The organism is Caballeronia sp. LZ001 (assembly GCF_031450875.1).
GTDB lineage: Bacteria > Pseudomonadota > Gammaproteobacteria > Burkholderiales > Burkholderiaceae > Caballeronia.
Window position 1 is genome coordinate 1,483,549 of record NZ_JARTVX010000004.1, and the last position, 26,114, is coordinate 1,509,662.

The window sequence follows — 26,114 nt, forward strand, 5'->3', positions numbered from 1 at the left end:
ATCAATCCAGCGTGATGCCGTCGAAACGATGGCCTCCAAGCGGACTGATCAGATAGCCGTGCACGCGTTTCGAGATCGGCTGAAACGTATTGGCGTGCGCAAGCGGTGTGTACGGCACCTGATCCTTGAAGACGACTTGCGCTTCTTCATAAAGCTTCGTGCGCGCGCTTTGATCTGTTATGAGGCGCGCTTTAGCCAAGAGATCGTCGAACTGCTTGTTGCACCATTTCGCCATGTTGCTGCCATGCACTGCATCGCAGCCCAGCGTGGTGCCAAGCCAGTTGTCGGGGTCGCCGTTATCGCCTAGCCAGCCGTAGAGAATGGCGTCGTGCTCGCCATTGGTCTTTGCGCGCTTGTTATATTCGGCCCATTCGTAGCTGACGATATTCGCCTTTACGCCGATCTTCGCCCAATCCGATTGAATCAGTTGCGCCATCAGTCGCGCGTTCGGGTTATAGCCGCGCTGCACGGGCATGGCCCATAGCGTAATGGTGAAGCCATCGGGAAAGCCCGCTTGCTTCAACAACTCGCGCGCCTTCGCGGGATCGTGCGGTGCGTCTTTCAGCGCCTTGTTATACGACCATTGCGAAGGCGGCATCGGGTTCGTGGCCAGCGTGGCCGCGCCTTCGTAGACGGTCTTGATGATCGCCTGCTTGTCGATCGCCATGTCCAGCGCGCGGCGCACCGTCACGTTGTCGAGCGGCTTGTGCGTCGTGTTGTAGCCCACATAGGCAACGTTGAAGCCCACGCCCGACAACACCGTGAGCTTCGGATTTTTTTTCGCCTCGACGATGTCGGCAGGGCGCGCGAACGAGGTGAGTTGGCACTCGCCGCTCGCGAGCTTTTGTTCGCGCACGGCGGCATCGGGCGTGATCGAGAAGACGAGCTTGTCGATATGCACGTCCTTGCGATTCCAATAGCTTGGGTTCGCGTCGTAACGAATGGTCGCGTCCTTTTGATAATCGCGGAACACGAAAGCGCCGGTGCCGACAGGCTTCTGATTCATGTCCTCCGGCCGGCCTTCCTTGAGCAATTGCGCGGCATATTCGGCGGAAAGAATGGACGCGAACTCCATGGCTATGTTGCGCACGAAAACGACATCGGCCGTCTTTAGTGTGAAGCGCACGGTGTTGTCGTCGAGCTTCTCGACCGATGCGATGTTCTTGTCGTAGCCGAGATCGGTCAAATACGGAAAGCTCACCGGGTGCGCCTTCTGGAACGGATCGTTCGGGTCGATCATGCGTTTGAACGTGAAGACCACATCGTCGGCGTTGAAATCACGCGTGGGCTTGAACCACGATGTCGACTGGAATTTCACGCCGCGTCGTAGATGGAAGGTGAAGGTCTTGGCATCGGGCGACTCGTCCCACTTTTCGGCAAGGCCCGGCGTCAGGTCGAGCGTGCCGCGTTTGAATTCGACCAACGTGTCGTAGACGGCGTGCGCGCTGGCGTCGAAGTCGGTGCTGGTGGTGAACTGGGCGGCATCGAATCCGGCGGGGCTGCCTTCGGAACAGAAGACGAGGGTCTTGCTTTGAGCCGATGCGGTCTGCGGCGTGGCGATGAACGCGGCGAGAAGGGAGACGGCAAAACCGCACAGGGCGCGTGCGCTTCTTCGAGTCGGAGCTTTAACCATTGTGCCTCTCTGGGATGGAGATGAGTGGATGAGGCGTACTTTAGCAAGGGATTGGCTTCTGAGTCGTCGAGCGTAATTGCGTGATGCGCTGATCGGGGAAGTAGTGTCGCTGCTCGGATTTATAGCCGAGCGTCCAACATAATAAAACTAATGTCTAATAGCGACCAACGATGGATCACATTTTTATCGCTTTACGTTGTAGAACGTGAGCCAATTATCTGTGTAACCATCAAAGCTTTATCTATTGAAGCAGATGCGGCCTTTGGCGAAGAAACCGTCGCGTCGAACGCAAGCAAGTAAAGCCGACGATGCGCGCCAAGTTAGACTTACCGCATCGGGTGCCGTAAAAAATCAGCGCCTTCGAGAAAACAGGCCTCACGTTTCACGCGAGCCTGCCGTAATCGTGAACATGAACTCAAAAACCTCTCTCCCATTCGCTCCCGGCAGCGCCTTGCACGGGACTACTCAATCCGTCGCTTTAGCTGTCGCCGCGCTGCGAAAGGCGCGAGGCAAGCTCAATCCCGACGACGTCACGGCAGGCACGCGCGAGTTCGAAGCGCTTGAACTGGATTTCCTGAGGGATATGATCGATTTTCTGAGCGTCGATCCGAACGAGCACTGCTGGTTCGACGATTAAACGCAACGGCCGCTTCCATCTGCGGCCGTTGATTCGTTTCACCGACTGGCGGGCATTGGAATTCGATGGCGAATCTCAAGCCAATGACCGCCGCCTGAGCGCCTCACGCCTCCAACTGCTCCAGCACCTGGCCCTTGGTTTCGATTCCGAGGAAATGCACCGCCAGCGCGGCCAGCAACGGCACCGCGCCGAGCGCATAGAAGGCGAGGTCCATTTGGCCGCCGAGCAGCGTCTTGCCGACGAGCGCCGGCGCGAAGATCGCGGCCACCTTGAGCCATGCGCCGCCAAGTCCGCAGCCGAATGCGCGGATGCTGGTCGGATACAGTTCCGGCGTATAGACATAAGCGGTGATGAAGCCGCACGCCATGAATCCAAGCCCAAGCGCGCAGAACGTCGCGACCACGTAGACGGATTCATGCTGGAACACGCCCGCAAGCACCAGTGAAATCGAGCACAGAACGAACGACCAGTTGATGACCGGCTTGCGCCCAACCTTGTCGACGATCAACGCGCAGGTGAGCGAGCCGATCACGCCGAGCACGGAAGCCGCGACGGCCAGGTTCAACGCGAGTTGCAGCGGTGCGTGATAAACCGTCTTGTAGATGGTAGGCAGCCACGTCGAGAGACCGTACTGAATCACCCCGCACGTCATCCATAACATCGCGACCGCGATGGTGCGTTTTAGATACGCCGGGCCGATCAGATCGAGACGGCGGCGCTTCGGATGGCGCAGCGCCATGGCATCGAATTCGGCGACGTTGCCAAGCGGCGGCAACGGGCCTTTCACCGAGGCCTCGAAGGCGCCGAGCGCATCGCTCGCTTCGCGCATGCGGCCGCGTTCCGAGAGCCAGCGCGGCGATTCCGGCACCAGCGTGCGCAACAGGAAGAACAGCAAGAGCGGCACGCCGCCGATGATATACATCGCTTCCCAGCCGAAGCGCGGCACGATCCACGCGCCAAGCCCGTTCGATGCCAATAGTCCGATGGGAAACACGATCTCGTACAACAGCACGAAACGTCCGCGTCCATGCGCACGCGTGATCTCGTTGATGTAGGTCGCCGCCACCGGCAATTCGCCGCCCAATCCCAGCCCCTGCACGATACGCAACGCCACGAACACCGCGAACGAAGGCGCGAAGCCGCACGCGATACTGGTCAGCCCGATGATGCCCGAGCTCCACGCAATGGAACGCACACGCCCGTAACGTTCCGCGAGCGATGGAAACAGGAACGCGCCTACGAGTTGCCCGATCGATCCCGACGCAATCAGAAAGCCCACTTGCCCCGGCGTCAGCCCCCACTTCTGTATCAGAAGCGGCAACGTGGCCGCAATGACGATGACATCGAAGCCATCGAAAAAAGTCGCCGCACCGATCAGAATCCGGGCGCGCACCTGCATCGCATTGGCGGGCAGCCTCTCGATGCGCGCGATGATCGATCCTTTCGTCACCGGGGAAGCGGCGGCTGCGGCCGCGCCCTCGGCAGTGGTGGCGGTGCCGCCGTGCTCGGCGACCGTATTGCCCATGGTCCTCATGCCTGCTCCTGGGTGATTCGGTAAAGGGGTGATGGTTGTCTCAGGCGAGCGCTTTCGCGGTGTCGGCGAGGGCGGCGAGGTCCACCGCGCGTCCCTGGCTCATCCATTTCTTCGCGACCTTGAGATCGCGCGCCGCGTTGATCGCAATCACGCCGCGCAGCGCGTCGCCATCGAAGAAGAAGAGCGAAGCTCGGCGCGCTTCGAGATCGCCACGTACGACATGTGTGTAGCCGGGCGCGATATCGCCGAGAATCTGCAGATTGACGTCGAATTGATCCGACCAGAACCACGGAATTTCCGCATACGGCGCGCGCACCCCGAGTACGGCGCGTGCCGTGGCAATAGCCTGATTTTGCGCATTGGCCCACGATTCGAGCCGCACGCGACGCTTGAGCCACGCATTTGGATGATTGGCGACATCTCCGCAAGCGAACACGCAAGCGTCCGACGTGGCGCCGAATTCGTCGACGACGATGCCATCGTTCACGTCCAAACCCGCATGTTCGGCAAGCGCCGTGTGCGGATTCAGGCCGATGCCCGCTACCGCAAAATTGGCGTCTAGCGTGCTGCCATCGGCGAGATGCGCGCGCACGCCGCCTGCATGATCGTCCAGCGATACGAGCGATGCATTCAAACGCACGTCGACACCGCTATCGCGATGCAGACGCAACAGAAACGCCGATACCGCTTCGGGCACCGAGCGCGCGCATAGACGCGACGCACCTTCGATCACCGTCACATCGACGCCGAGCTTGCGCGCGGTCGCCGCCACTTCGAGACCGATCCAGCCGCCGCCGATCATGAGCAGGCGCTTGCCATGCGACTCGCGCATACGCGTGCCGAGCGCGACGGCGTCGTCGAGTGTGCGCAAGTAGGCAAGATGCGAGGTCTTCACCAGCGCGTCCGGCAGACGGCGTGCCGCGCCGCCGGTCGCGATCACCAGGCGGTCGTAATGCACTTCGCGGCCGCTCGCCGTCCGCACGACGCGCGCTTCGCGATCGATCGATGCCGCGCATTCCGGCTGCCACGCTTCGACGAGCGAAGCGAAGGCATCGTGATCGACGAGACGCACGGTGCTTATGTCCGCATCGCCCGAGAGCACGGCCTTCGAAAGCGGCGGACGCTCGTACGGCAGATGGATTTCATCGGCGATCATCACGAGCCGGCCATCGAAGCCTTCCTTGCGCAAGGTCCTGACGATCCAGCCGGCCGCCTGTCCGCCACCGATGACGACCACGGTGCGTGGCGCGTCGAGCACGTTCGAATCAGCCATTTTTACGCTCCGTCATGAACTTGCCTTCCGGCGCCTTCGCCTCCTTCTGACGGCGCGTGTGGCCGTCCAGCCCGCCATCCACGGCCCATTCGGCGAAGACCGTCGGACCTGGCTCGAAATCGCGCGGCTGCCATTCGGGCGTGAGCATGTCTTCATCGGCGTAATACTCGATGAGACCGCCCGCCGGATTTTTGAAGTACCAAAAGTACGCCGATGAAACCGGATGCCGCCCCGGTCCAAGCTGCGTGGCCCAGCCGCAGCGGCTGATATGCAGGCCGCCGCCGAAGACTTCGTGGATGTCGCGAACGGTGAAGGCGACGTGATTCAGGCCGCGTTTGCCATCGGGCAATTGCAGAAGAAAAATGTCGTGGTGCCCGCCGTGCGGCGCGCAACGCATGAACGCGCCGCGACCCGGGTAACGATCGGAGGTCTCGAAGCCGAGCAGCTCGTGATAGAACTTCTCCTGCTCGGCCACGCAGTTCGTGAAGAACACGACGTGTCCCACTTCCACGGGTTCGGCGCGATCGTAGACGGGGCTCGGTGTATCGACACGCAGCGTCTGTCCCCACACGTTCGAAGGCGAACCCCTCACGTCGAGCGCGCGTTTGGTCGTGACGACCACGCGTATCGACATGCCGTTCGGGTCGATACAGCCGACCGCGTCATCGGTCTCGAAGTGACCCGGCTGACCCGCGAAGCGTGTGCGCAATGCGTCGAGCTCCTCGCGCGTGGCGACGCCCCAGGTCACTTCGCGCAGCGTTGGACCGGCTTCGAAGGCGGGCGGCAACGCGGGGTCGTCGGCGAGCGCGAGTTGCACGGCGCAACCGTTGAGCGTTTCGAAGCGCGCGCCCGTCTCGTCGTGGGCGACTTCGCGCAGACCCCAATCCGCGAAAAAGCGCCGGCAGGTGTCGAGATCGTTCACGCCGTAAGTGATGCTTTCAATGCCAAGGATGGTCATAGCCGCCTCTTCAGTTCTTTTCAGTTCGCCCACGGCAGCGGGGCGTCGTTCAAGCCCCAGTAAAGGCTCTTTTGCTGCATGTATTCGCGCAGGCCCAAATGGCCTTTTTCGCGTCCCATGCCGCTGTCCTTCCAGCCGCCGAATGGCGTCGAAATCGAGAATTGCTTGTAGGTGTTGATCCACACGGTGCCGGTTGCAAGCGTGCGGGCCGTGCGCCACGCGCGCTTGTAGTCGCGCGTCCAGATGCCTGCGGCAAGACCGAACACGCTGTCGTTCGCAGCGCGGATGAGCGCGTCTTCGTCGTCGAAGGGCAGGGCGGCGAGCACCGGGCCGAAGATCTCTTCCTGGCACATGCGCGCGTCGTTGCTCAAACCCTCGATGATCGTCGGCAGATAGAAGAAGCCTTTTTCGCGGCCTTCGCCCGTGGGACGTTCGCCGCCGCACAACACGCGGCCGCCTTCGGACTGACCGAGCGCGACGAAGCGTTCCACGGTCTCGCGATGCTGCGCCGTGATGAGCGGACCCATCTGCGTGTTCTCGCGCGTCGGGTCGCCGACACGCAGCTTGCGCGCGCCTTCCACGAGGCGCGCCATGAATTCGCCATATACCTTGCGTTCGACGAACAAGCGCGAACCCGCGATGCACGATTCACCCGACGAACTGAAAATGCCGTATAGCACGCCGTTGACCGCGTGATCGAGGTCCGCATCGGCATAGACGATGGTCGGAGACTTGCCGCCGAGTTCGAGCGATACCGGCATCAACTTCTCCGCCGCGAGTCGCGCGATGCCACGGCCCACTTCAGTGCCGCCCGTGAACGCGACTTTTCTGACGAGCGGATGGCGCACCAGCGCGTCGCCGATCACCGATCCCTTGCCCGGCAACACGCTCACCACGCCGCGCGGCACGCCCGCCTCCTCGCAGATGCGCGCCAGCGCCAGCGAAGCAAGCGGCGTCACTTCGGCGGGTTTGAGCACGACCGCGTTGCCGGCGGCGAGCGCGGGTGCGAGCTTCTGCGCATCGGAGGCGATGGGCGAATTCCACGGCGTGATCGCGGCGATAACGCCGAGCGGTTCGTGCACGCTCATCGTCAGATAGTCGCCGCGTGGGGGCGTCAGCGCTTCTTCGAGTGTTTCGAGACACGATGCGAAATAGCGGAACGTGCTGGCGGCGCTCGCCACGAGCGCGCGCGTTTCGCTGATCGGCTTGCCGTTGTCGCGGCGCTGCAATTGCGCGAGCGCTTCGTGGCGCGCTTCGATCAGGGCAGCGATGCGATGCAGCACCGCCGCGCGCTGATGCGGCTTGAGGCCGGCCCAGTCGTCGCGGCGCCACGCGCGATCTGCAATCTCCACGGCTTCGAGCGCATCGTCGGCGCTCGCCGTGGTGATCTCCGCGTTGACGGATTGATCGGCCGGATAGATGCTCGCGTAACCGTTGCCGCGGCCTTTGCGCCACTCGCCGCCGAGAAAAATCTCGCCAGACGAAACGATCGAAGTGTCGGGATGATTCATGGTTCTACATGCTCCTCAAATGACGCAGCGTGCAGCGCGATTGCGCAACGCACGAATCGCGCTGAACGCGGTGAGCGCGGACGTCTTGGGATTCGACGGCAGCGGTTTGCCGCACATTTCGAGCGACATCTCGCCGAACGCGCCGCGCGCCACGATGCGATGCACGTTGCGTTCGACTGTCGGATCGGCGATCAGCGTGACGCGCGTGCCATCCAGCCCGAGGCCCGCGAGCGCGATGGTTGCCGCGACGTTCGCGTTCTTCGGATAGAGCCGCGCCGCATCGCGCGCCGTGCCTTCGAAGATCACGGTCTCGACCGTCAGCGCGTGCAGGTCGCAGACGCCTTCGGCGGGCGTGCCGAGCCAGCCGAGCGGCGGCTTGCGGCCGGTGTATTGCACTTCGTCGAGGCCGCCTTCTTTCGCCGATGCCAGCGCGTCCACACCGCCTATCGCGCCGGAAAGCAGCGTGAGCGTGGCCGCGCCTTCGTCGGCGGCGTGCGAGAGCGCGGCGAGCAGGTTCACGTCGGACAGCGCACCGATGGACGCCACCGCGCAGTCCGTACCCGACCTGAGCAGCGGCACCACGTGATCGACGAGCGCCGCATGGCCCGCGCATTCGAGTGCGAACTCGGGATGATGCGAAAGCGCATCGACATGCGATACGACATCGACGCCGTCGCCGAGCAAGGCGCGCACATCGTGGCGATCGCGCTCCGGCACGATCACATGCGAGATGCGCACATGCGGATCGTGATCGAGCGCGCGATACACCGCGCGGCCGATCGCGCCGAAGCCGATCATCGCGACATCGATCGCTTGATGGACATGTCGGGGATCACGCATATTCCGGCTCCTTCGGCTCTTCCTTTTTCACGGGCGGCCCGGCAAACGCGGTCGCGAACGAGCCGACCGAAAGCATGTCCACTTCCACGAGCACGGGACCGTCGATGGCAAGCCCTTCGCGCACGATCTCATCGGCCTGATCGAGCGACGTGATGCGGCGATGCGCGAGGCCGAGACTCGCGCAAAACTGCGCGAAATCCGGTTGATGCAGATCGACGAACATGCGCCTACCGCCGTACTGCGCGTCCTGAATGTTGCGGATGACGCCGTAGCACTGGTCGTTCATCAGTACGATCATGACGTTGGCTTTTTCCTGCACGGCGGTGGCGAGTTCGCCTACGTTCACCATCAAACCGCCATCGCCGACGAGCGCGACGGTTTTCTTCGCCGCGCACGAAAGCGCCGCGCCGATGGCCATCTGCATGCCCTGACCGATGCCGCCGCCTAGCGCATGCACGCCCGCGCGCGGGTTGAAAATCTTCAGCAGCCGATTGCCCCACGTGCTGTTCGAGATGGTGACGTCGCGCACCCAGTTGTAGTCGCGGCCTACCGCGCGTTGCAGCGAATCCACCAGACGCTTGTACGGCCCGAGTCCCTTCGATACTTCCGCCACCGCGACTTCCCGCGCGGCGGCAAGATCGCCCGCGAACGTCTGATCGACGCGCAAGCGGCCCTCGAGCAACGCGGCGAGTTCGTCGAGCACGGTGGCGGCATCGCCATGCACGAAGAGTTCGTTGCGGTAACCCCGGTTGTCGGCGAGTGCGTCGGCATCGATACGATAGAGTGGCTGTGGCAGCGCGAGCTTGTACTTGAGCGTTTCGTTGCCGCGCAGACGCGAGCCGACGACCACGAGCGCGTCGCACGTCTTGTAAAACGCTTCGACGGAAGGATGCACGTTGAACGCGCCGAGCGTGGCCGGATGATCCTCGGGCAACACGCCACGCCCCTGCACGCTCGTGACCACGCCGAAGCCCAGCTTCACCAGACGCTCGACCGCCGCGCGCGCGTGACGCGTGCCGCCGCCAAGCCACAGGAGCGGGCGCTTCGCTTGCGTCAACGCTTCGGCGAGTTGATGCACGCGCAGAGTGTCGTGCGTGAGCATGCCGACGTGCGGTGCGGCTAGGTCCGCCGGCCATTCGATCTGCGCCGCCTGAATGTCGATGGGAATCTCGGCGCTCACCGGACCCGCAGGCGCGGTCAGCGCGACGCGCACGGCTTCGCGGATGGTCGGCAGCGCGGTCTCCACGGTGCGTACACGAAACGCCGCCTTGGAGATGGAATGCAGCATCGCCAATTGATCCGGCGCTTCGTGGATATACGCGAGGTCCTGGTCGAGATACTCGGTTTCGATCTGACCGGTGATATGCAAGAGCGCGGTGCCCGCCGTCAGCGCTTCGACCATCGCGCCTGCTGCATTGCCCGCCGCCGTGCCGGTCGAGGTGAACGCCACGCCCAGTTCGCCCGACACGCGCGCAAGACCGTCGGCCATGTTGAGCGCGCCGGCTTCCCCGCGTGCGCCGACGTAGCGGATGTTGCCGCGCCGGCCGATGGCGTCGAGGATCGGCATGTTGTGGATCGAGATGACGCCGAACGCCGTGCGCACGCCGCATTGTTCGAGAAACGCGGCGATCAGTTCGCCGACCGTGGTGGTTTTAGACATGTCGGGCAAAGCCTCCGGAAACATCGATATGACTGCCGGTCGTGTAGGACGACAACGGCGAAGCAAGATAAAAGAGCGCTTGCGCGGCTTCTTCGGGAAGACCGAAGCGGCCGAGCGGAATGTTTTTCTTCCGCGCGAGCTCGGCGGTCCATTGCTCCCAGCTCTGACGCGGTTCGGGCTGCGCATCGAGATAGTGTCGATAGCGGCGCTTCCACTGTCCCGATTCCACGATGCCGATGAGGATCGAATTCACGCGGATGCGCTCGGGCGCAAGCTCGGTCGCTAGCGACTTGACGAGACTCAACACGCCCGCACGCGCCGATGACGTCGCGACCATGTGCGCCTCGGGCTGCAGCGCGAGCAGCGAATTCACGCAGACGATCGCGGGCGAGGGCGCATCCTTCAACATCGGCAGGAAAGCGCGCGTCGGACGGATGATGCTGAAGTACTTGAGGTCGAGCTCGTCGCGCCAGGCGTCGTCGGTGGTATCGGCGAAGGTGGACACGCGGCCCTGTCCCGCGTTGTTCACCAGCATGTCGACGCGGCCGAAGCGCTCCATGACGCGCGCCGCGAAAGCGTTCACCTGTTCGGCATCAAGCACGTCGCAGCGGGCCGCGAGCAACGGCGCATCGGGGAACTGGCGCTCGAGTTCGGCCTGCGCGGCGTCGAGGCGTTCGCCGTCGCGCCCGCAGATGGCGACTGCCGCGCCCGCGCGCAGGAAGAGTTGCGCCGTCGCGAAGCCGATACCAGACGATCCGCCCGTGATTACCGCAACCTTATCCGTGAGATCGATCTGAATCATTGCAACCCCAGAGACTTCATATAGCGGCTCGACGCGGCGGTCTGCGCGGCCGGACGATAATTCAGACGCATGGAGAGCGCATCGGCGGCTTCGCGGACCCGGTCGATGAGACCGCTTTCGAGCAGCGCGGCATCGATCTCCGGACGCGGGATCGTCGTCGTGATGACGGCAACGATGCGCCCGGTATCGTTACGCACCGGCGCGGTCACCACCGAAATGCCGCGCTCGAACGATGACTGGCTGGTGGCGAAACCGCGTTCGGCGTCTTCCTTCACGCGTTCGAAGAGTTCCTCGACCGTTTCTGGCGTCGCCTTCGTAAAGCGTTCCAGATGCGGCTCGGGATAAAGCGCGCGTAGCTCGTCGAGCGAAAGATCACCCATCAGCACATGACCGTGCGTGGTCGCATGAGCGGGCAGACGCGTGCCGACATTCACCTTCACCGAGCTGAAGATCGGCGCGTGACTTTGCGCTTTCGCCACGAACACGACATCGCGGCCATCGCGAATCAGGATGTGGCTCGTGAGGCCGGTTGCATCGCGCAAGGCTTCGATCACGGGCAAGCCGAGATCGGTCAATTCGAGCGAGCTGAGGTATTCGAAGCCGAGGCGTAATACGGCCACGCCCAGCCGGTAATTGCGATCCTTGTCCGCGCGCTCCAGAAAACCCAGCGATTCGAGCGTCTGCAAGAGGCGAAACACCGTCGTGCGCGGAATGCCTAGACGCCGCGACAGCTCGGGCGCGCCGAGCACCGGCTCGCGCGGCGAAAACTCCGTGAGAATCTTGAGGCCGCGTTCGAGTCCCGGCACGATGTAAGTCGGTTCGGCCTTGTCGGCGTCGTCTGCGCCGAACGTCTCCGGTTTCATTGTTTGTCCTTCGTCTTTCATGGTCGATCCGCGCTAGTGCAAAACGATTCGATCAGCGCCGTATAAGCGCCGGGCGTTTCGACATAACCTGCGTGGCCCGCGTGCGGCATCACCTGCAAGCTCACGCGTGCCGCTTGCGCGATGCGCTCGCACGCAACCGGCGGCGTGATCGCGTCATGCGCGCCGACGGCCACGGCCACGCGTCCTTCATAACGTGCAACGTCCGCTGCAAGATCCGCGTTGGCGAGCAGATGCGTCGCTTGCGCATAGCCGGCAGGAACGATGCGCGCCATGTTCCAGCGCACCCAGTCGCGCGCGGCATCGTCCGCATCGGGCGACAGCATGTTGGCGCTGCGTTCGCGTGCAAGGCCTTGCGCACCCAGTTCGGCGAGCATCGCCAGACGCGCGTCGCGTTTCTTTTCACGCTCTTCCTTCGATGCCGCGCCATATCCCGCCGCCGGCGATATCAGCAGCAAGCCCGCGACGCGCCCTTGCATGCGCGCTGCAAACGAACCCGCGATGATCGCGCCGAGCGAATGACCGACAAGCACGCAACGCGGGATATCGAGCGCATCGAGCCATGCCGCAAGCGCTTGCGCATAATCCGCCGCATGCGGCTGCGCGCTTGCCACGGGCGTCGATACGCCATAACCCGGCGTGTCCCATGCGAACACACGGCGATGCGCGCCGAGTGCGTCGAGTTGCCTGAGCCACGACGCCGCGCCCGAACCGATACCATGCAGAAGCACCACGGGCAGGGTGCGCAGGTGCGCGGCACCTGCCTTGCGATAACCCGTGACACCATGTGCGGTATGGATACGCACTTCGGGAAACTGCGCGAGCGCGTCGAGGTAGGTGAGCGTGCGAGCGGTCATGGCGGGTCTCAACGCTTGAGCTTGGCGAGCGGCGAGTCCGGCGGATACGTCGGCGTAATGGGCTTGGCCGCGCCGAGCATCACGCACATGAGCGCGTCTTCCTCGCCGATGTTGATCTCCGTGCGATACACGCCCGGCGGCACCGAAATGAGATCGCGCTCGCCGATCACCGTTTCCCAGGTTTCGCCGTCCTTCTCGCAAACCACTTTCATCTTGCCGCGCAATACGAAGAAGATTTCCTCGACGTCCATGTGGATATGGCTCGGTCCGATGTTGCCGGCGGGAATGACCATCGTCGAGAAGGTGAAGCCGCCTGCCGGAACCGTGTTCATGTCCTTGGCGACACCGGTGCCGCCCGTGCCGACATAGCGCATCTGCGCACGGCGATACTTCGGGTCGTAGTCAGCCTGAAACTTGAGCGCGTCCCAGTCGTAGCGCCGCGTGTCGAGGCGCGCGACGCGCGTGGTCATCCATTGATCGAAGCTCGCGCCAGCGGGCTGCTCCCACGATTTGCGTTCGATATCTGCATCGGCCATCGTCAATCTCCAGGTGTTCGAATGAGGTAGAAGTCAATTCATCGCGAAGCCGCCGTTGACCGGCAGCAACTGGCCCGTCACGAAACGCGCGGCGTCCGAGAGCAGGAACAGCGCAGGGCCGTTCACGTCGTCGGGTACTTGCGCACGCGTGAGCGCGCGGCCCTTTAGGTAATACTCGTGACGCTCGGCGGGAACGTAGGCGGTCGCCTCGACTTCGGTGAGGCCGGGCGCAATGGCGTTGACCGTCACGTTGCGGCCGCCGAATTCGCGGGCGAGGGAACGCGTCATCGCAATCACCGCGCCCTTGCTCGCAACGTAGGCAAGAAGCTTCGGTGCGCCCCACAACGCTGTATCCGAAGCGATATTGACGATGCTTCCGCGCCCCGACTCCGCGAGATGCGGCAGGCATGCCACACTCATCAGCCATGCGCCGCGCACGTTGACGTTCATGACGGCATCCCAGGTCGCGGGCGTCAGCTCTTCCGCGGACCTGCCGCCCGAGTTGGTGATCGCGGCGTTGTTGATGAGGCCGTCGATACCGCCGAGCGTCTGCACGCTCGCCGCCACGCACGCTTCGATGCTTGACGGGTCTGCCAGGTCGAGCGCGATGAAATGCGCGTCGTGGCCCGCTTCTCTGAGCGATCGCGCGAGCGCTTCGCCTTCGGCATGCAGGACATCGCCGAAAGCGACCCGCGCGCCTTGTTTGGCGAGCGCCGTGACGAACGCTGCGCCGAGTCCGCGAGCGCCGCCGGTCACGAGTACGCGGCGGCCTTTGAGCGCGTCACGCATGAACGTGCTCCGCGTCCTTTGCACTCGTTTCCAGCGCGGCCAAATGCTGCTGCGCGCGTTGCTTCAAAAGACGCCGAACGCGCGTCATGCCGACATCGTGCTGATAGAGAAATTCGTGATCGCGCGCGTTGGGCGCAAGGCTTTCGAGCACGTAGCGGTCTTGTTCCAGCACGGCCCAGTGCAGCCCTTCCAGACGATTGCGATACAGGAAACGCCATGCGTCGCGCTGCCAGCCGGACACCTTGCGTGTGCGCCAGAAGTAGACCTGGCAGTTGTCTTCGTCCACGGGCGTCGCAAAACCGATGATGCCGAAGTTGCCGCCCGGGCCGAACTTCTTCTTGTAGGGAATAGCCAGGCGCATCCACAGACAGCCGGTTTCGCCGAGTTCCACCCAGTCGAAATTCACGTCGCGCTGATTCACCTTTTCGAACATGAGACCGGTGTCGGTCTTGCGCACGCGCATGTCGGCCTGCTTGTCGCCTTCGGCCATCGAATGCGAGGTCGCGTGAAGATATGCGCCGTGCATCGGGTCCATGACGTTATCGATGGCGTACTGGTAATTGCACTTCCAGTGCGACATGCAAAGAAAGCTCGCGTATTCCTCGCCGACGAGTTCTTCCGGCAGCACGAGCGGCGCGGGTTCCTGATTGGCGTCGTCGCCGAACCAGAGGAAGATCGCGCCGGCGCGCTCTTCCACCGGATACGACTTCACGCACTTCTGTCCTTCGAGCGGGCACGCGGAAACGGCCGGCACTTTCTGCACGGTGCCGCTGCCATCCACTTCGATACCGTGATACCAGCACGCCACGCTGCCGCCGAGATTCCACCCGAGCGACAGCCGCGCGCCGCGATGCGGGCAGCGATCTTCGAGCGCATGTACATGGCCTTCGTTATCGCGCCACAGGACGATCTGATCGCCGAGACGCGTGAGCCCGATAGGCGCATTCGCCACTTGCCAGCTCGGCGCCACGGGATACCAGTAATTACGCAGACCGCGATCCAGATAGCGCTGGACGGGATCGGCGGTCGAGATTTGCTTGAGGGACGTCATGGGGATCTGCTCCGGATTCGATGTCGTTTTGTCAGTGCCGCCGCGTCATTCCGCGAGCGTGCGCAACTCGGCGGCGAGACGCTCGGTGGTCCAGGCCGCGCCTTCCGGCGTGCGAAAGCCATCCTTGTTCAAGCCTGCGGCCACTTGATCGAGTTCCAGCGCACCGGCTTCGAACACGTGTTCGAGGGCATCGCCGAAATCGTTCTCGTACTGGGTCGGTTCCGCCTTGCGCGTCTGCCAGACGAAGTTTTCGGTTTGTCCGGGCTGCTCGATCACGCCCTTGCCCGCGACGTTATTCGGTTGCGGCGCGAGCCACGGCTTGAGATGCGGATTGAAGCTCACGATTTTTTCCATGTCACGCCACCTTGATCTGGATTTCTTCACCGGCCAGACGCACCGAATACATCTTCAGGTCGCGTCCGCCGGGCTCTTTCATGCATTTGCCCGTGGGGATGTGAAACACCGCTTCGTGCAGCGGACATTCGACGGTGTCGCCATCGATAAAACCCTGCGTCAGCAGCGCATACGCGTGCGGGCAGACGTTTTCGAGCGCATACACCTCATCGCCGACTTTGTAGATGCCGATTTCCGCGCCGTCGTCGAGTTTGAACTCGATCGGCGCGTCTTCCGACAGGTCGCCGGCATGACCGGCGCAACGCCACTGTTCTGCCATCTCTCACCTTCCTTGGGATCGTATTGCGTTCCACCTAAGGAACATCAGTTTATGTATGGGCATTATAGGAGTGCTTTTGCTGCGACAAAATAAAAATCCGCCGCTCTAGGTGAAAACACTGAAGCTGCGTCTTAAAAATGTGCATCCCCTCTCACTAGCAACGCGCCTAGAGTGCAATTTGACCTTGATTCAGAAGCATTTTTCCTGCCGGAATTACGGTTCTTCAGCCCCGTTTGACGTTGCCGACCGCGTCGCAAAATTATTATTTCCGCGCTAAAAACCTCACTATACTTTCCATAGGCAGGACGTTGATCCATATATGGAACACAACCATCGATCAGCGCGATGCCTTCCGAAGCACGGTCATCGAAGGCCGTCCGGGATGCGGTCAAGCGCTACGAAACGGCAAAGGAAAGAAGCGGAACGGGTCCGCTCTTGAACCACACGGTTAGGAGGACGAAGGGTGAAGCACATCATCGCAGCGGGGCTGCTCGGAGCCGGGATCGCAACCGGCGCGGCGGCGCAAAGTACAGTGACGCTTTACGGCAGCCTCGATGCCGGGATCGCGTACGTGAACAACGTGGGCGGACATCCAAAGTGGATGGAAGAGCAGGGCAACATGCAGCCGGATCGTTGGGGCTTTCGGATCGTCGAGGATCTGGGCGGCGGGCTTAAGGCGGTGGCGCAACTCGAAAACGGCTTTTATACGAATACCGGAACCTTCGCGAAGGCCAACACGCTGTGGAATCGACAAGCCTACCTCGGTCTCGATCAGAACAACGTGGGCACGCTGACGTTCGGGCATCAGACGCCATTCAGCTTCGACATGCTCGGACCGCTTTCGACGGCCTATCTCGCGGCAAGCTGGTACGCGTTCCATCCGGGCAATCTCGACGAACTCGCCGATACGGGCGTGGTGCCGTACGACAACTCGGTCAAATTCCGCTCGGCGAACTTCTATGGCTTTTCCGCCGGCGCGATGATGGGCCTAGGCAACACGACGAACTTTTCCACGGGCAGGAACCTCGGTTTTGGCGTCTCGTATGCAAACGGTCCGTTCAAGGCGGCCGCGACTTACGCGAACGAGCATAACCGCACCCCGTCCATCGTCACGACGGGCATCAACACCTTCCAGGGCGTTGCATCCGCGAGTTACGTGGCGGACAAGCAGGAAGTGATGGGCGCGGGCGCGTCATACGAGATCGGCAAGTTTCTCGTGCATGGGCTTTATACGCGTGTGAAGCTGGAATCGAATGGCTTCTCGAACACCTTCCAGTCCTACGATGCCGGTCTCACCTACAAGCTCATGCCCGACAACTGGATCGCGGGCGGCGCGGCCACCACGACTTTCGCGGGCGGACGCTGGACGCAATTCGAAATCGGCGAGATCTATTTGCTGTCGAAGTCCACGCAGCTATACGTCAATGCGCTCTACGAGCACGCCACGTCGGGCGCCAAGGCGGCGTTCTTCACGGCGGGCGTGTCGAGCACGGCCAATCAGGTGATCGTGCTCGCGGGCATTCATCACTCGTTCTAGCGGGAGAGGAGCCGCGCGGTCGGGTCGTCGGGCGATGGGCGGTAGTTCAGCCGCGCGGACAGGTCGATGGCCGCGCCGCACACCGCTTCGATAAGCGGGCGCTTCTCCTCGTCCCGCCCGATGTCTGAGCGCGGCACGGTCGCCGTGACGGCCGCAACGATGGCACCCGCGCGGTCGCGCACCGGCGCCGTGACCACCGAAATGCCGCGCTCGAACGACGCCTCGCTCAGACCATAGCCAAGCGTCGCGCACTCGCGGACGCGCTCGTACAGTTCATCGACGGTAACGGGCGTGCGGTCCGTGTACTGCTCGAGCCGCTCTTCCGGATAAAGCGTGCGAAGCGCCTCGCGCGTCAGGTCGCCCATGAGTACGTGACCGTGCACGGTCGCATGAGCGGGCAGGCGCGTGCCGACCTGCACCTTCACCGAACTGAACATGCGCTCGTGACTCTGTGCCTTGGCGATAAAGACCACGTCACGCTGATCGCGGATCAGCAGATGCGTGGAAAGGCCGGTGGCATCGCGCAGGCGTTCAAGCAACGGTGTGCCAAAGTCGGTCAGTTCGAGCGAGTTCACATATTCGAAGCCGAGTCGCAAGACCGCGACGCCCAGCCGGAAATTGCGGTCGCCATTCACGCGTTCGAGAAAGCCGAGCGATTCGAGCGTCTGCAAGAGGCGAAACGTGGTCGTGCGCGGAATGCCGATGCGGCGCGACAATTCCGGCGCGCCGAGCACCGGCTCACGCGCCGAAAATTCAGCAAGAATGCGCAGGCCTCGTTCGAGCCCTGGCACGAGATAGTTGGCGCCTGCCGTGGACGCGTCCGCTTCCCCGTCGGGGCGGAAGTCCGCGTCGGTTTCATCTTGTCTGCCTGAAGCCATGATCGGCGGTCGTCTTCATTGTTATTCGAGAGATGGCAATGATAACGCGCGGGCTGACTAGGCAGGCCGATCGTCGAAAGTGCGCGTTTGCGATTCGACCTGCGCGCCCCCCCGATATCGAGAGCACCGAAAAGGTGCTTTCCACGCTTTTCACAAGCCGATGTCGGTACTTCTTTCATATAAAAATCATTTTCAAACCGAAACCGCTCTTTCCCAGGAAACGTTTGCTCAGGATTTCTTGCGACCTGCCGTTAAGTGAATCAGGCGCCTTGTTCTCCTTGGTTCTTCTCCGTGTGGGCGGAACGCGCCGATGCCAATGGGGCAACGCACGGTCTTAAGGACCCGTGCCTTGAATCGAATCAACGCGGGCGAGATTAATGAGTGTAACGACCAGGTTGAATTTCACGCCGCGTGCATTGCGGCCGCCCGCGCGCGAGATGCCGAGCGTCGGTGTCGAACACGCGCCGCCGCCTCGACGGCCCGGCGGCTTGCCGACCTGGGTCATCGTCGTGGCATGCGTCGCGGCGTTCGCGGTCGTCGCCGTGCTGGCGATGGTTCGCATCGACCTCGAAGCGCAGTTTTGCCTGGCGTTCGCCACGCTCGCCGTGATGGTCGTGCTGCGCCGCTCGCGTTTCATCGAACATACGCGGCTCTTCTTCCTCTTGTGTTCCGCTTTCCTTTCGATGCGCTACGTCTGCTGGCGCACCACCTCGACACTTGGCTATAACGGTTTCGCCGACTTCATCCTGATGATGATGATGTACGGCGCGGAACTCTACGGCATCGTGCTGACGCTGGGCGGTCTGTTCGTCAATAGCCGGGCGCTGGAGCGCCCAGGCGTGCTGTTGAACCGCTCGGCCGGCCCGCTGCCGACCGTCGACGTCTACGTGCCTTCGTACAACGAGCCGCCGGAGATGCTCGAGATAACACTGCGCGCCGCACTCGACATGCGCTATGACCGCGAGCGCGTGAACGTTTACTTACTCGACGATGGCGGCACCGAACAAAAGCGCACGCAGACCGATCCGGTCAAGGCTGCAGCCGCGCAGGAACGCGCCTTGACGCTCTCCCTGCTCGCCGCGCGGCATGGCGCACAGTACTTGAGCCGCGAGCGCAACGAGCACGCTAAGGCGGGCAACATCAACGCGGCGCTCGCCAAAACCAGCGGCGAACTCATCGTGATCTTCGACGCCGATCACGTGCCGACCGCCGATTTCCTCGAAAAGACCGTCGGTCATTTTCAGCGCGACAGTGAGCTGTTCCTGTTGCAGACGCCGCACTTTTTCAGCAATCCCGATCCGCTCGAAAAGAACCTCGGCATGTTCGGCAAGATGCCGCCCGAGAACGAGATGTTCTACTCGGTGATTCAACGCGGTCTCGACTTCTGGAACGCATCGTTCTTCTGCGGTTCGGCGGCGGTGCTGCGCCGCAAGTGTCTGATGGAGATTGGCGGCATTACGGGCACGTCGATTACCGAGGATGCGGAAACGGCGCTGGTGCTGCACGCACGCGGCTATCGGAGCGCCTATCTGAACGAACCGCTGATCGCCGGATTGCAGCCGGAAACCTTCGCGAGCTTCGTCGTTCAGCGCGTGCGCTGGGCGCAGGGCATGATCCAGCTTCTTCTCTTTCGCAATCCGTTGCGCATGAAAGGGCTCAAGCTCGCGCAGCGCATCTGTTACTTTTCAAACGCGTTCTTCTGGTTCTTCTGCTATGCGCGCGTCGTGTTTCTGCTCGCGCCCGCACTGTATCTGCTGTTCGGTTTGCAGTTCTATAACGCGACGCTGCCCGAGTTCTTTGCATACGGTCTGCCGCAGATGGCCGGCGTGATCCTCACGACGGATTATCTCTTCGGCAAGTATCGCTGGACGCTCATCTCCGAAGTCTACGAAATGCTGCTGTCGTTGTTCTCGCTGCGCGGCGTGATCGCCGTGCTGCTCAATCCGCGCGCGCCCACCTTCAACGTGACGCCCAAGGGCGAGCAAAGCGACGCGGATCAGATTTCCGAACTCGCCGGGCCGTTCTACGCGATGTATCTCGGCGTGCTGATTTCCGCCATCGTCGGCGTATGGCGTCTGATCGACGGCGACACGCAGCGCGGTGTGATCGCTTCGTCGGTTGCGTGGAGCGTGCTGAATCTCGTGCTGCTCAATGCGTGTATCGGCGTGCTATACGAACGCCGTCAGCGCCGCGTCGCGCCGCGTGTACCCGCCGACATTGCCGGCACGCTTCTGCTGCCGAAGTCCGCCAACACGGATGCGGCAACACCCGTCCGCTCGTTTTCTCCGGCGTTCGGCTGCCATATCGTCGATCTCTCGGCAGGCGGCGCGAAGCTCATCGTGCCATTCGACGCCGAGTCTTCCATTCCGCGCGGGTCGCCCGCGACGCTCGATGCCTTCGATGCCGCGCGTGGTTGCCACAGCCAGTTGCCGGTAATCGTGCGCGGCGTGTTCGAGCGCGGCGACGGCACGTGCGCGGTCGGCGTCGAGTTCGCCGATCGCAGCGTCGAAGGCTTGAGCGACCGCGTGTCGCTCGTCTATGGCGACAGCGGCCGCTGGCGCAGCTTCCGCGACGGCCGCAACAAACGCATCGGCATCCGGCGAGGTCTCGGCCTCGTCGTGCGGCTCGGCACCGTGCACGCGCTCGCGCACTACCGGACCTTTTTCACCGCGCTCCTGCGCTATGTCGCGAAACGGTTGTCGCAGCGACGGCGTGATCTGCGTGGCGTCGTCACGCAAGCGAAGTCTTGACTGGATCTTCACCATGTTTGCCATTCGAAAAACCATGATTGCCGGCTGGGCGGCGTGCGCGATTTTCGGCGCGACGGCAGAGGCGGCATCGCATGCGCCGAAAGCCGCATCCGCGCCGCTCGCGGCCAATGCCGACGCCACCGCCAACGCGACGGCGGCATCGTCGCCCGTGTCGCTTGCGACCTACGCGAATCTGTCGGGCCCGATGCGTATCGTCGGCGCGTCCGCTTCACGTTCGGTCAGCGTGCCCGTGTCTGCTCGTGAAGCGGTGCGCGGCGCGACGCTGCATCTGGTCGCGTCCAACTCGGTGTCCTTGCTCGGGGAACGCTCGCAGCTCGTCGTGCGCGTCAACGATCGCGCAATCGCACAGTTTCCTCTTTCGCCGCGTCAGCCGGAACTGACTGCCGACATTCGCGTGCCCGCCGAACTGCTGCGCGCCGGTTATAACAATTTGACCTTCCAGGTCGCGCAGCATTCGACCGAGAACTGCGAAGAACCGAATGCGCCGGAACTATGGACCGAAGTCGATACCAGCGCGTCGACCTTTGCCGTCGATACGGAATTGCGCCCGCTCACCAGCACGCCGCCGCAGCTTGCCACGCTCGACGATCTGATCGATCCGAAGCAGAATGCGCAGCGCTCCATCGCGATCGTCAACGCAGTCCATCCGGTGACGGACTCGCAGCTTTCGAGCGGCGGTCTGCTTGCTCAGGGCGTCGCGTTGCGGCTGCGTTACAGGAATGCCGATCTGCGCGTGCTCGATGCGCAAGCGGGCGAGGGCGCGGGCATGTTGCGAGGCCTCGATCTCGCGTCGCTCGCCAACGCCGACGTACTCCTGATCGGCAAGCGCGACACGCTTGCGCCGTATCTCGATGCAGCCATGCTGGAGCGTATCGGCGGCGCGTTTCTCGGCGTCTATCCGAAGCCCGACGATCCGCGACATTTCGTGCTGCTCGTCGCGGGACGTACCGATGAAGAAGTGAATCTGGCCGCGCGCGTGTTCTCGCACGCGGAACTGCCGCTGCCGCGCCGCGCCGAAATGACGGCCGACGGTTTGACGGAAGCGCGCATGGACGGCGCGAAGGGTGGTGACGCGCTGTCCGGCACGAAGCCGTACTCGCTGCGCGATCTGGGCTTCCGCAGCACGACGCTCGGTGTGGGCTCGAGCGCCGATGTGACGCTGACCTTACCCGCCGATGCCTACGCGCCGGAAAACGCGCAGGCCGTGCTGACGCTCAACTTTGCCGAAGGCGCGCGCATGCGTTCGGACTCGGTGCTGAACCTGTACCTGAACGACCGCTTCGTGCAGGCCGTCGCGCTGGATCAGCAGCAGGGCGCGGTGGTCAACCGCTATCGCGTGTCCGTGCCGTTGCAGCGCTTCCAGCCGGGCGCCAACGTGCTCTCGCTGCGCCCGGTGCTCGTGCCGCTCGTGACCGATCGCTGCACGCTGCGTCAGTCGGCGAATCTGCAACTGTCCTTGTTCGACGATTCCACCATCGAGCTGCCGCCCATGCTGCACTTCACGAATCTGCCGGACCTTCGGCGTTTCGCGGAAAGCGGCTTTCCATACACGCGCCGCGCCAATGGCGCCGATCTCGCGATTCAGCTCAACGCGCGCGACGACGACACGCTGAACGCCGCGTGGTCGCTCCTCGGCAAGCTCGCGCAGAAACAGGGCAGGCCGCTGACCGCCGCGCAGATCACGGCGGGCGTGCCGGGCGTGGGCCGGCAGACCATCGTCGTCGGCGCGGGCGCCGAGTTGCCGCGCGCGGCGCTCAACGGCGCACCGTGGGCGCCGGGCAAGTCCATGCGCTTTGCGAGCAACGAGCCCGCACCGGCCGAGCCCACGCTCGCCGACAGCATCTGGGCACGCGTGGCGGGCGTGTTCGGCAAGCCGGCCTACGCGGCGGACATCGCGCCCGACATGGTGCTCGACGGCGACATGAAGTTGTCGCGTCAATTGCTCGTGATGCAGTATCGCAGCGCCGCGAGCAAAACCACCGCGACGACCACGCTTTTGACGGCCGCGACGCCTGCCGAACTGCTGCATGGCGTGCAGCAGCTGATCGCGCCGCAGCACTGGGGATCGCTCGATGGCGACGTGAGCGTCGTCAGCTTCGACAGCGACGCGCTTTGGACGACGCGCGTGAGCCGTCGCTACGAAGTCGGCGAGATCGGCGCGTTCGATCATATCGGCTACGAAGTGTCGGCGCATCCGTGGATGGCTTACGGCGTGCTGGCCGGGGCGCTTGCGATGCTCGCGGCGCTCACGGCGTTGCTGTTGCGTCGTTATCACCGCAAGCATCATGTCGATTCGAGAAGCTGATCGGCGCAAAGCGCTCGCCAGATTGCTCGTGCGGGAAACGGCCATGTCGATGAGCGTCATCGGTCCGCGCGATCCATACAGGATGGGCCGCGACATCCCGCGCCACCGTGCGCGCTTTACACCGGCCGTAGGTGCGCGGCTCGCGACGGCATTGCTTTGCGTTGCCGCGTTACCGTCCGCCGCGGTCGCGGCAGACGGGCAGGGGAACGTGGTTTCGGCGGAGCGTGGCGTCATGCCGGGAGTGGCCGCGAGTGCGGCTAACGCGGCCAGTTCAACGCGTGCGCCAGGCGTGAAGGGCGCAGCGAGTGCGGCAAACGCAAGGAACAGCGCGAACTCGACGAGCACCATCAAGGAAGTCCAGCAACAAGCTCAAACGAACGTTCTCGTGCACGCAATGCCGCGCACGCCGTCCGGCGATCCGACGGCGGCTCACGCTTCAAGCATGCGCACGCCCGCCACCAAAGCGCCCGGCGCGCCCGACGAGCGTCCGCTCTGGAACCTCTTGCACGCAAGGCGCCTCGCCGATTTCGACGCGATGCTCACACGCGTCGAGCGGCGTTTTCCTGCGTGGTCACCGCCCGCGAGCCTCGTCGCCGAACGCACCCGTCAGCAGCGTGACGCGCAAATCCAGCGCTCGCTCGCGGGCGATGTCGCCTTGCTGCGCGCGCAGATTGCCAGCGACCCCGATGCGTTCGGCTGCGCGCACATCGACCGTGCATGGCGAGCGGGCGAACTGCTTGCCGCCGCGGGCGATGACGGAGCGGTCTACGCGCTCTATCGGCCGATAGTCGCCGCTTGCACGTCCGATGTGAATCGCGTGGTCACGCTGCAGCGCGCGACGCAGCAGTTGCCCGCCGCACAGGCCGACGCATTGATCGACATCGAATGGAAGCAAGGGAGTCGCGGCGAGCCCGCCGCACGCGATTTCGCGCGCCTGCGCAATGCGCGCGTGCTCGATGCATCATCGACATGGGCGACGGACGCGGCAAGCACGAAGCGCACGCTCGCCGAACTCGCGCCGTCGATCCGCGACTCGCGCGATGGCCCGTCCGCCATGCGCGCGGGTTGGCTCGAACTCGCACAGAACGACTACGTCGCAGCCGCGCAATGGTTCGAATTCGCGAGCGACTGCGACAAAGCGACCTTGAACGACGCGATGCTGGGCCTCGCGCAAGTACGCATGGCGCAAGGCGATCTCGATGATGCCGAGCGCCTGATCGAGTCACCCTCGCTCGCAACCGATTCGCGTACGCGTGCGCTGCGCGCGGAAGTTGCCATGGCGCGTGCAAGCGATGCGTACCGGCAAGCGCGCTATCGCGATAGTCTGACGGCGCTCGACGCCGCGCAAGACGCGGGCGCGGCCGATGAACGCGTCGAGCCGTTGCGCGGCTGGAATTTCTTTGCGCTGGGCGACTATGCGCAAGCGGAGCGCGTGTTCGAGGCGAACTATCAGCAACATCATGACGACGACAGCGCCGAGGGCATTGCGCTGAGTGCGAAAGCGCAAGGGCGTGGTCATCGCGCGACGCGTACCGAAAGCGCCGATACGGGGCCGTTGCCCGCTTACACCGCGGCGCTCGACGCGCAGCATCTCTATTACCAGAAGCAGTTCGTCGAAGCAGAGCGCATGTGGCGCAATGCGATTGCGGGCAACGCCGACGCGCAGCGCATCGCGCACTATCTGCCCGCCGATCTCACCGGCATCGACGCGCCGTCGATCACCGCCGGTTTGGGCTGGGCGAATCACGCGGGCACGCGCGGCGAGAACCGCTTGACGGTGTTTTCGCCGACGCTCGATGCCGAATGGTTCGACGCATCGCGCTCATACGAACTGCGCTATCGCCAGTTGTTTCTGAACAGCGGCACGGGCAACGTCAACGCCGAAGAATTGCAGGGCAAGCTCACACAGACCGTGCGTCTGGGCGACGATCGCCTCGACGTCCATGCGATGGCGGGCGCCACGCAGGGCGGACCGTTCGGCGCATCGTTGCAGGGCGAGGCGGGCGTCGGCCAGACGACGTCGTGGGGCGCGTGGTCGGCCTATGCCGCGGCGCTGCCGGTGCGCGATTCGCTGCTTTCGTGGCGCGGCGAGACCGTGCGTCTTGACGGCACGAATCCCAACGCGAACGTCTTCGAATGGGGCCGCGTCACGCGTGCCACGACGGGCGGCAGCGCGCGCTGGCAGATCGGTGAGCGCTGGAACGTCAGCGCGGGCGGTCATCTGGACTGGCTGACGGGCCATGAGGTCCAAGGTAACGAAGGCTTAGGCGTCGATGTCGCGGCGAGCTACGATTTGCGTGCGCCGGGCTTCGACTATTTGAGCATCGGGCCTGCGCTGCATTACCTGGGCTATCGGCGTAACGAGAACTTCTTCGTGCCGACGCAGGGCGGCTATTACAGTCCGCAGAGATCGACCAGCGTGGGCGCGGCGCTTCAGTTTCTATCGAAGGAAGGCCGGTCTTGGCAGGTCTCGGGAAACATCGAAAGCGGCTGGAATTATTCGAAGCAATCGATGGGGTCGTGCTCGACGACCGAGGCCGCGAAACTGGGCGTGGTGATCGATTGCAGCGGCAGCAACGATCGCGGGCCTTACGCGCACGTTCAACTTGCGGGCGCGCTGCAGGTGACTTCGCGCTGGCAAGTGGGTGCGCTTGCCGATGTCAACGTGACGCCTGGACGGGACCGGCAAATTGCCGCTATTGCTTACGTGCGGTACTTTTTGTCGCCGCGCAGTGCGGTGTTCAGTCGTGATCTGCCGCAAAGTGCGCGGGATTTGAGGCTGGCGTTTGATGAATCGCGGTGATGCGGTTGGGGCTTCGGCACGTCGGTTACGGTTTGTGGGTGATCGGCGTGTCGCTGACGTTTCGCGCGACCGTTTTGATGATGGATTTGTCCGCTTCGGCGCGACGAGGTTGATTTGCGCTGGCGGTTGTCGTGGTGCTTTGGCTGAAGACAGACGAGCTGATACGGCGGGCAACTCATTACTTT

The 26,114-nt window shown here is 63.4% G+C and carries 21 protein-coding genes; 5 read left to right on the forward strand and 16 right to left on the reverse strand.

Annotated features, from left to right (window positions below; all coding sequences use genetic code 11):
- Position 1: 1 nt before the first annotated feature.
- A complete protein-coding gene (locus P9292_RS17580; protein ID WP_250510044.1) occupies positions 2 to 1,633 on the reverse strand; it encodes an ABC transporter substrate-binding protein in 1,632 nt (543 codons plus the stop codon).
- A 262-nt stretch (positions 1,634 to 1,895) separates the two neighbouring features.
- Between P9292_RS17580 and P9292_RS17585 the strand changes: the two genes are divergently transcribed.
- Positions 1,896 to 2,270, forward strand: a complete 375-nt coding sequence (locus P9292_RS17585; protein WP_309960363.1) for a hypothetical protein — start codon at positions 1,896 to 1,898, stop codon at positions 2,268 to 2,270.
- A gap of 103 nt (positions 2,271 to 2,373) precedes the next feature.
- Here the strand turns inward: P9292_RS17585 and P9292_RS17590 are convergent, their stop codons facing one another.
- From P9292_RS17590 to P9292_RS17655, 14 genes are read right to left on the reverse strand one after another with little or no spacing between them, the layout of a single operon-like run.
- Positions 2,374 to 3,804, reverse strand: coding sequence for an MFS transporter (locus P9292_RS17590; protein WP_409015171.1), 1,431 nt, complete (start codon positions 3,802 to 3,804; stop codon positions 2,374 to 2,376).
- A 40-nt stretch (positions 3,805 to 3,844) separates the two neighbouring features.
- Complete coding sequence (locus tag P9292_RS17595; RefSeq protein ID WP_309960365.1) at positions 3,845 to 5,077, reverse strand: FAD-dependent oxidoreductase; 1,233 nt, start codon at positions 5,075 to 5,077, stop codon at positions 3,845 to 3,847.
- Positions 5,070 to 6,035 (reverse strand): VOC family protein, encoded by a 966-nt coding sequence (locus P9292_RS17600; RefSeq protein ID WP_309960367.1) that lies wholly within the window; start codon positions 6,033 to 6,035, stop codon positions 5,070 to 5,072. The genes P9292_RS17595 and P9292_RS17600 overlap by 8 nt, the downstream gene beginning before the upstream one ends.
- Positions 6,036 to 6,055: 20 nt before the next feature.
- The gene (locus P9292_RS17605) at positions 6,056 to 7,546 is read right to left on the reverse strand and encodes an aldehyde dehydrogenase (protein WP_309960369.1); all 1,491 of its coding nucleotides are present in this window, start codon (positions 7,544 to 7,546) and stop codon (positions 6,056 to 6,058) included.
- Positions 7,547 to 7,561: 15 nt separating this feature from the next.
- The gene (locus P9292_RS17610; RefSeq protein ID WP_250493399.1) at positions 7,562 to 8,386 is read right to left on the reverse strand and encodes an aspartate dehydrogenase; all 825 of its coding nucleotides are present in this window, start codon (positions 8,384 to 8,386) and stop codon (positions 7,562 to 7,564) included.
- Complete coding sequence (locus P9292_RS17615) at positions 8,379 to 10,046, reverse strand: thiamine pyrophosphate-binding protein (RefSeq protein WP_309960371.1); 1,668 nt, start codon at positions 10,044 to 10,046, stop codon at positions 8,379 to 8,381. The genes P9292_RS17610 and P9292_RS17615 overlap by 8 nt, the downstream gene beginning before the upstream one ends.
- Positions 10,039 to 10,848, reverse strand: coding sequence for an SDR family oxidoreductase (locus P9292_RS17620; RefSeq protein ID WP_309960373.1), 810 nt, complete (start codon positions 10,846 to 10,848; stop codon positions 10,039 to 10,041). Before P9292_RS17620 ends, P9292_RS17615 begins: the two co-directional genes overlap by 8 nt.
- Complete coding sequence (locus P9292_RS17625; RefSeq protein WP_309960375.1) at positions 10,845 to 11,711, reverse strand: IclR family transcriptional regulator; 867 nt, start codon at positions 11,709 to 11,711, stop codon at positions 10,845 to 10,847. The genes P9292_RS17620 and P9292_RS17625 overlap by 4 nt, the downstream gene beginning before the upstream one ends.
- Before the next feature lie 17 nt (positions 11,712 to 11,728).
- Positions 11,729 to 12,586, reverse strand: a complete 858-nt coding sequence (locus P9292_RS17630; RefSeq protein ID WP_309960377.1) for an alpha/beta fold hydrolase — start codon at positions 12,584 to 12,586, stop codon at positions 11,729 to 11,731.
- A gap of 8 nt (positions 12,587 to 12,594) precedes the next feature.
- Positions 12,595 to 13,122, reverse strand: coding sequence for a cupin domain-containing protein (locus P9292_RS17635; RefSeq protein ID WP_250467008.1), 528 nt, complete (start codon positions 13,120 to 13,122; stop codon positions 12,595 to 12,597).
- A 33-nt stretch (positions 13,123 to 13,155) separates the two neighbouring features.
- On the reverse strand, positions 13,156 to 13,911 hold the full coding sequence (locus P9292_RS17640) for an SDR family oxidoreductase (RefSeq protein ID WP_309960379.1): 756 nt from the start codon (positions 13,909 to 13,911) through the stop codon (positions 13,156 to 13,158).
- On the reverse strand, positions 13,904 to 14,962 hold the full coding sequence (locus P9292_RS17645) for an aromatic ring-hydroxylating dioxygenase subunit alpha (protein WP_250467004.1): 1,059 nt from the start codon (positions 14,960 to 14,962) through the stop codon (positions 13,904 to 13,906). Before P9292_RS17645 ends, P9292_RS17640 begins: the two co-directional genes overlap by 8 nt.
- Positions 14,963 to 15,007: 45 nt before the next feature.
- A complete protein-coding gene (locus tag P9292_RS17650; protein WP_309960381.1) occupies positions 15,008 to 15,316 on the reverse strand; it encodes a recombinase-like helix-turn-helix domain-containing protein in 309 nt (102 codons plus the stop codon).
- Between the two features lies 1 nt (position 15,317).
- A complete protein-coding gene (locus P9292_RS17655) occupies positions 15,318 to 15,635 on the reverse strand; it encodes a non-heme iron oxygenase ferredoxin subunit (protein ID WP_250467001.1) in 318 nt (105 codons plus the stop codon).
- Between the two features lie 463 nt (positions 15,636 to 16,098).
- Here P9292_RS17655 and P9292_RS17660 point away from each other — a divergent pair, with 463 nt between their 5' ends.
- Positions 16,099 to 17,172 carry a porin gene (locus tag P9292_RS17660; protein ID WP_250466999.1) on the forward strand — a complete coding sequence of 358 codons (1,074 nt, stop codon included), beginning with the start codon at positions 16,099 to 16,101 and terminating at the stop codon, positions 17,170 to 17,172.
- On the opposite strand, the gene P9292_RS17665 is transcribed toward P9292_RS17660, so the two are convergent.
- Entirely contained in the window at positions 17,169 to 18,050 is an 882-nt protein-coding gene (locus tag P9292_RS17665) for an IclR family transcriptional regulator (protein WP_250526692.1), read from the reverse strand. The genes P9292_RS17660 and P9292_RS17665 overlap by 4 nt on opposite strands.
- Before the next feature lie 377 nt (positions 18,051 to 18,427).
- On the opposite strand from P9292_RS17665, the gene bcsA reads away from it, so the two are divergent.
- Genes bcsA through P9292_RS17680 form a run of 3 tightly spaced genes read left to right on the forward strand, consistent with a single transcriptional unit; the run spans position 18,428 to position 25,929 of the window.
- Positions 18,428 to 20,800 (forward strand): UDP-forming cellulose synthase catalytic subunit, encoded by a 2,373-nt coding sequence (gene bcsA / locus P9292_RS17670; RefSeq protein ID WP_309960386.1) that lies wholly within the window; start codon positions 18,428 to 18,430, stop codon positions 20,798 to 20,800.
- A gap of 13 nt (positions 20,801 to 20,813) precedes the next feature.
- A complete protein-coding gene (locus P9292_RS17675) occupies positions 20,814 to 23,126 on the forward strand; it encodes a cellulose biosynthesis cyclic di-GMP-binding regulatory protein BcsB (protein WP_309960388.1) in 2,313 nt (770 codons plus the stop codon).
- Positions 23,107 to 25,929 (forward strand): cellulose synthase subunit BcsC-related outer membrane protein, encoded by a 2,823-nt coding sequence (locus P9292_RS17680; RefSeq protein WP_309960391.1) that lies wholly within the window; start codon positions 23,107 to 23,109, stop codon positions 25,927 to 25,929. Before P9292_RS17675 ends, P9292_RS17680 begins: the two co-directional genes overlap by 20 nt.
- Positions 25,930 to 26,114 lie beyond the last annotated feature (185 nt).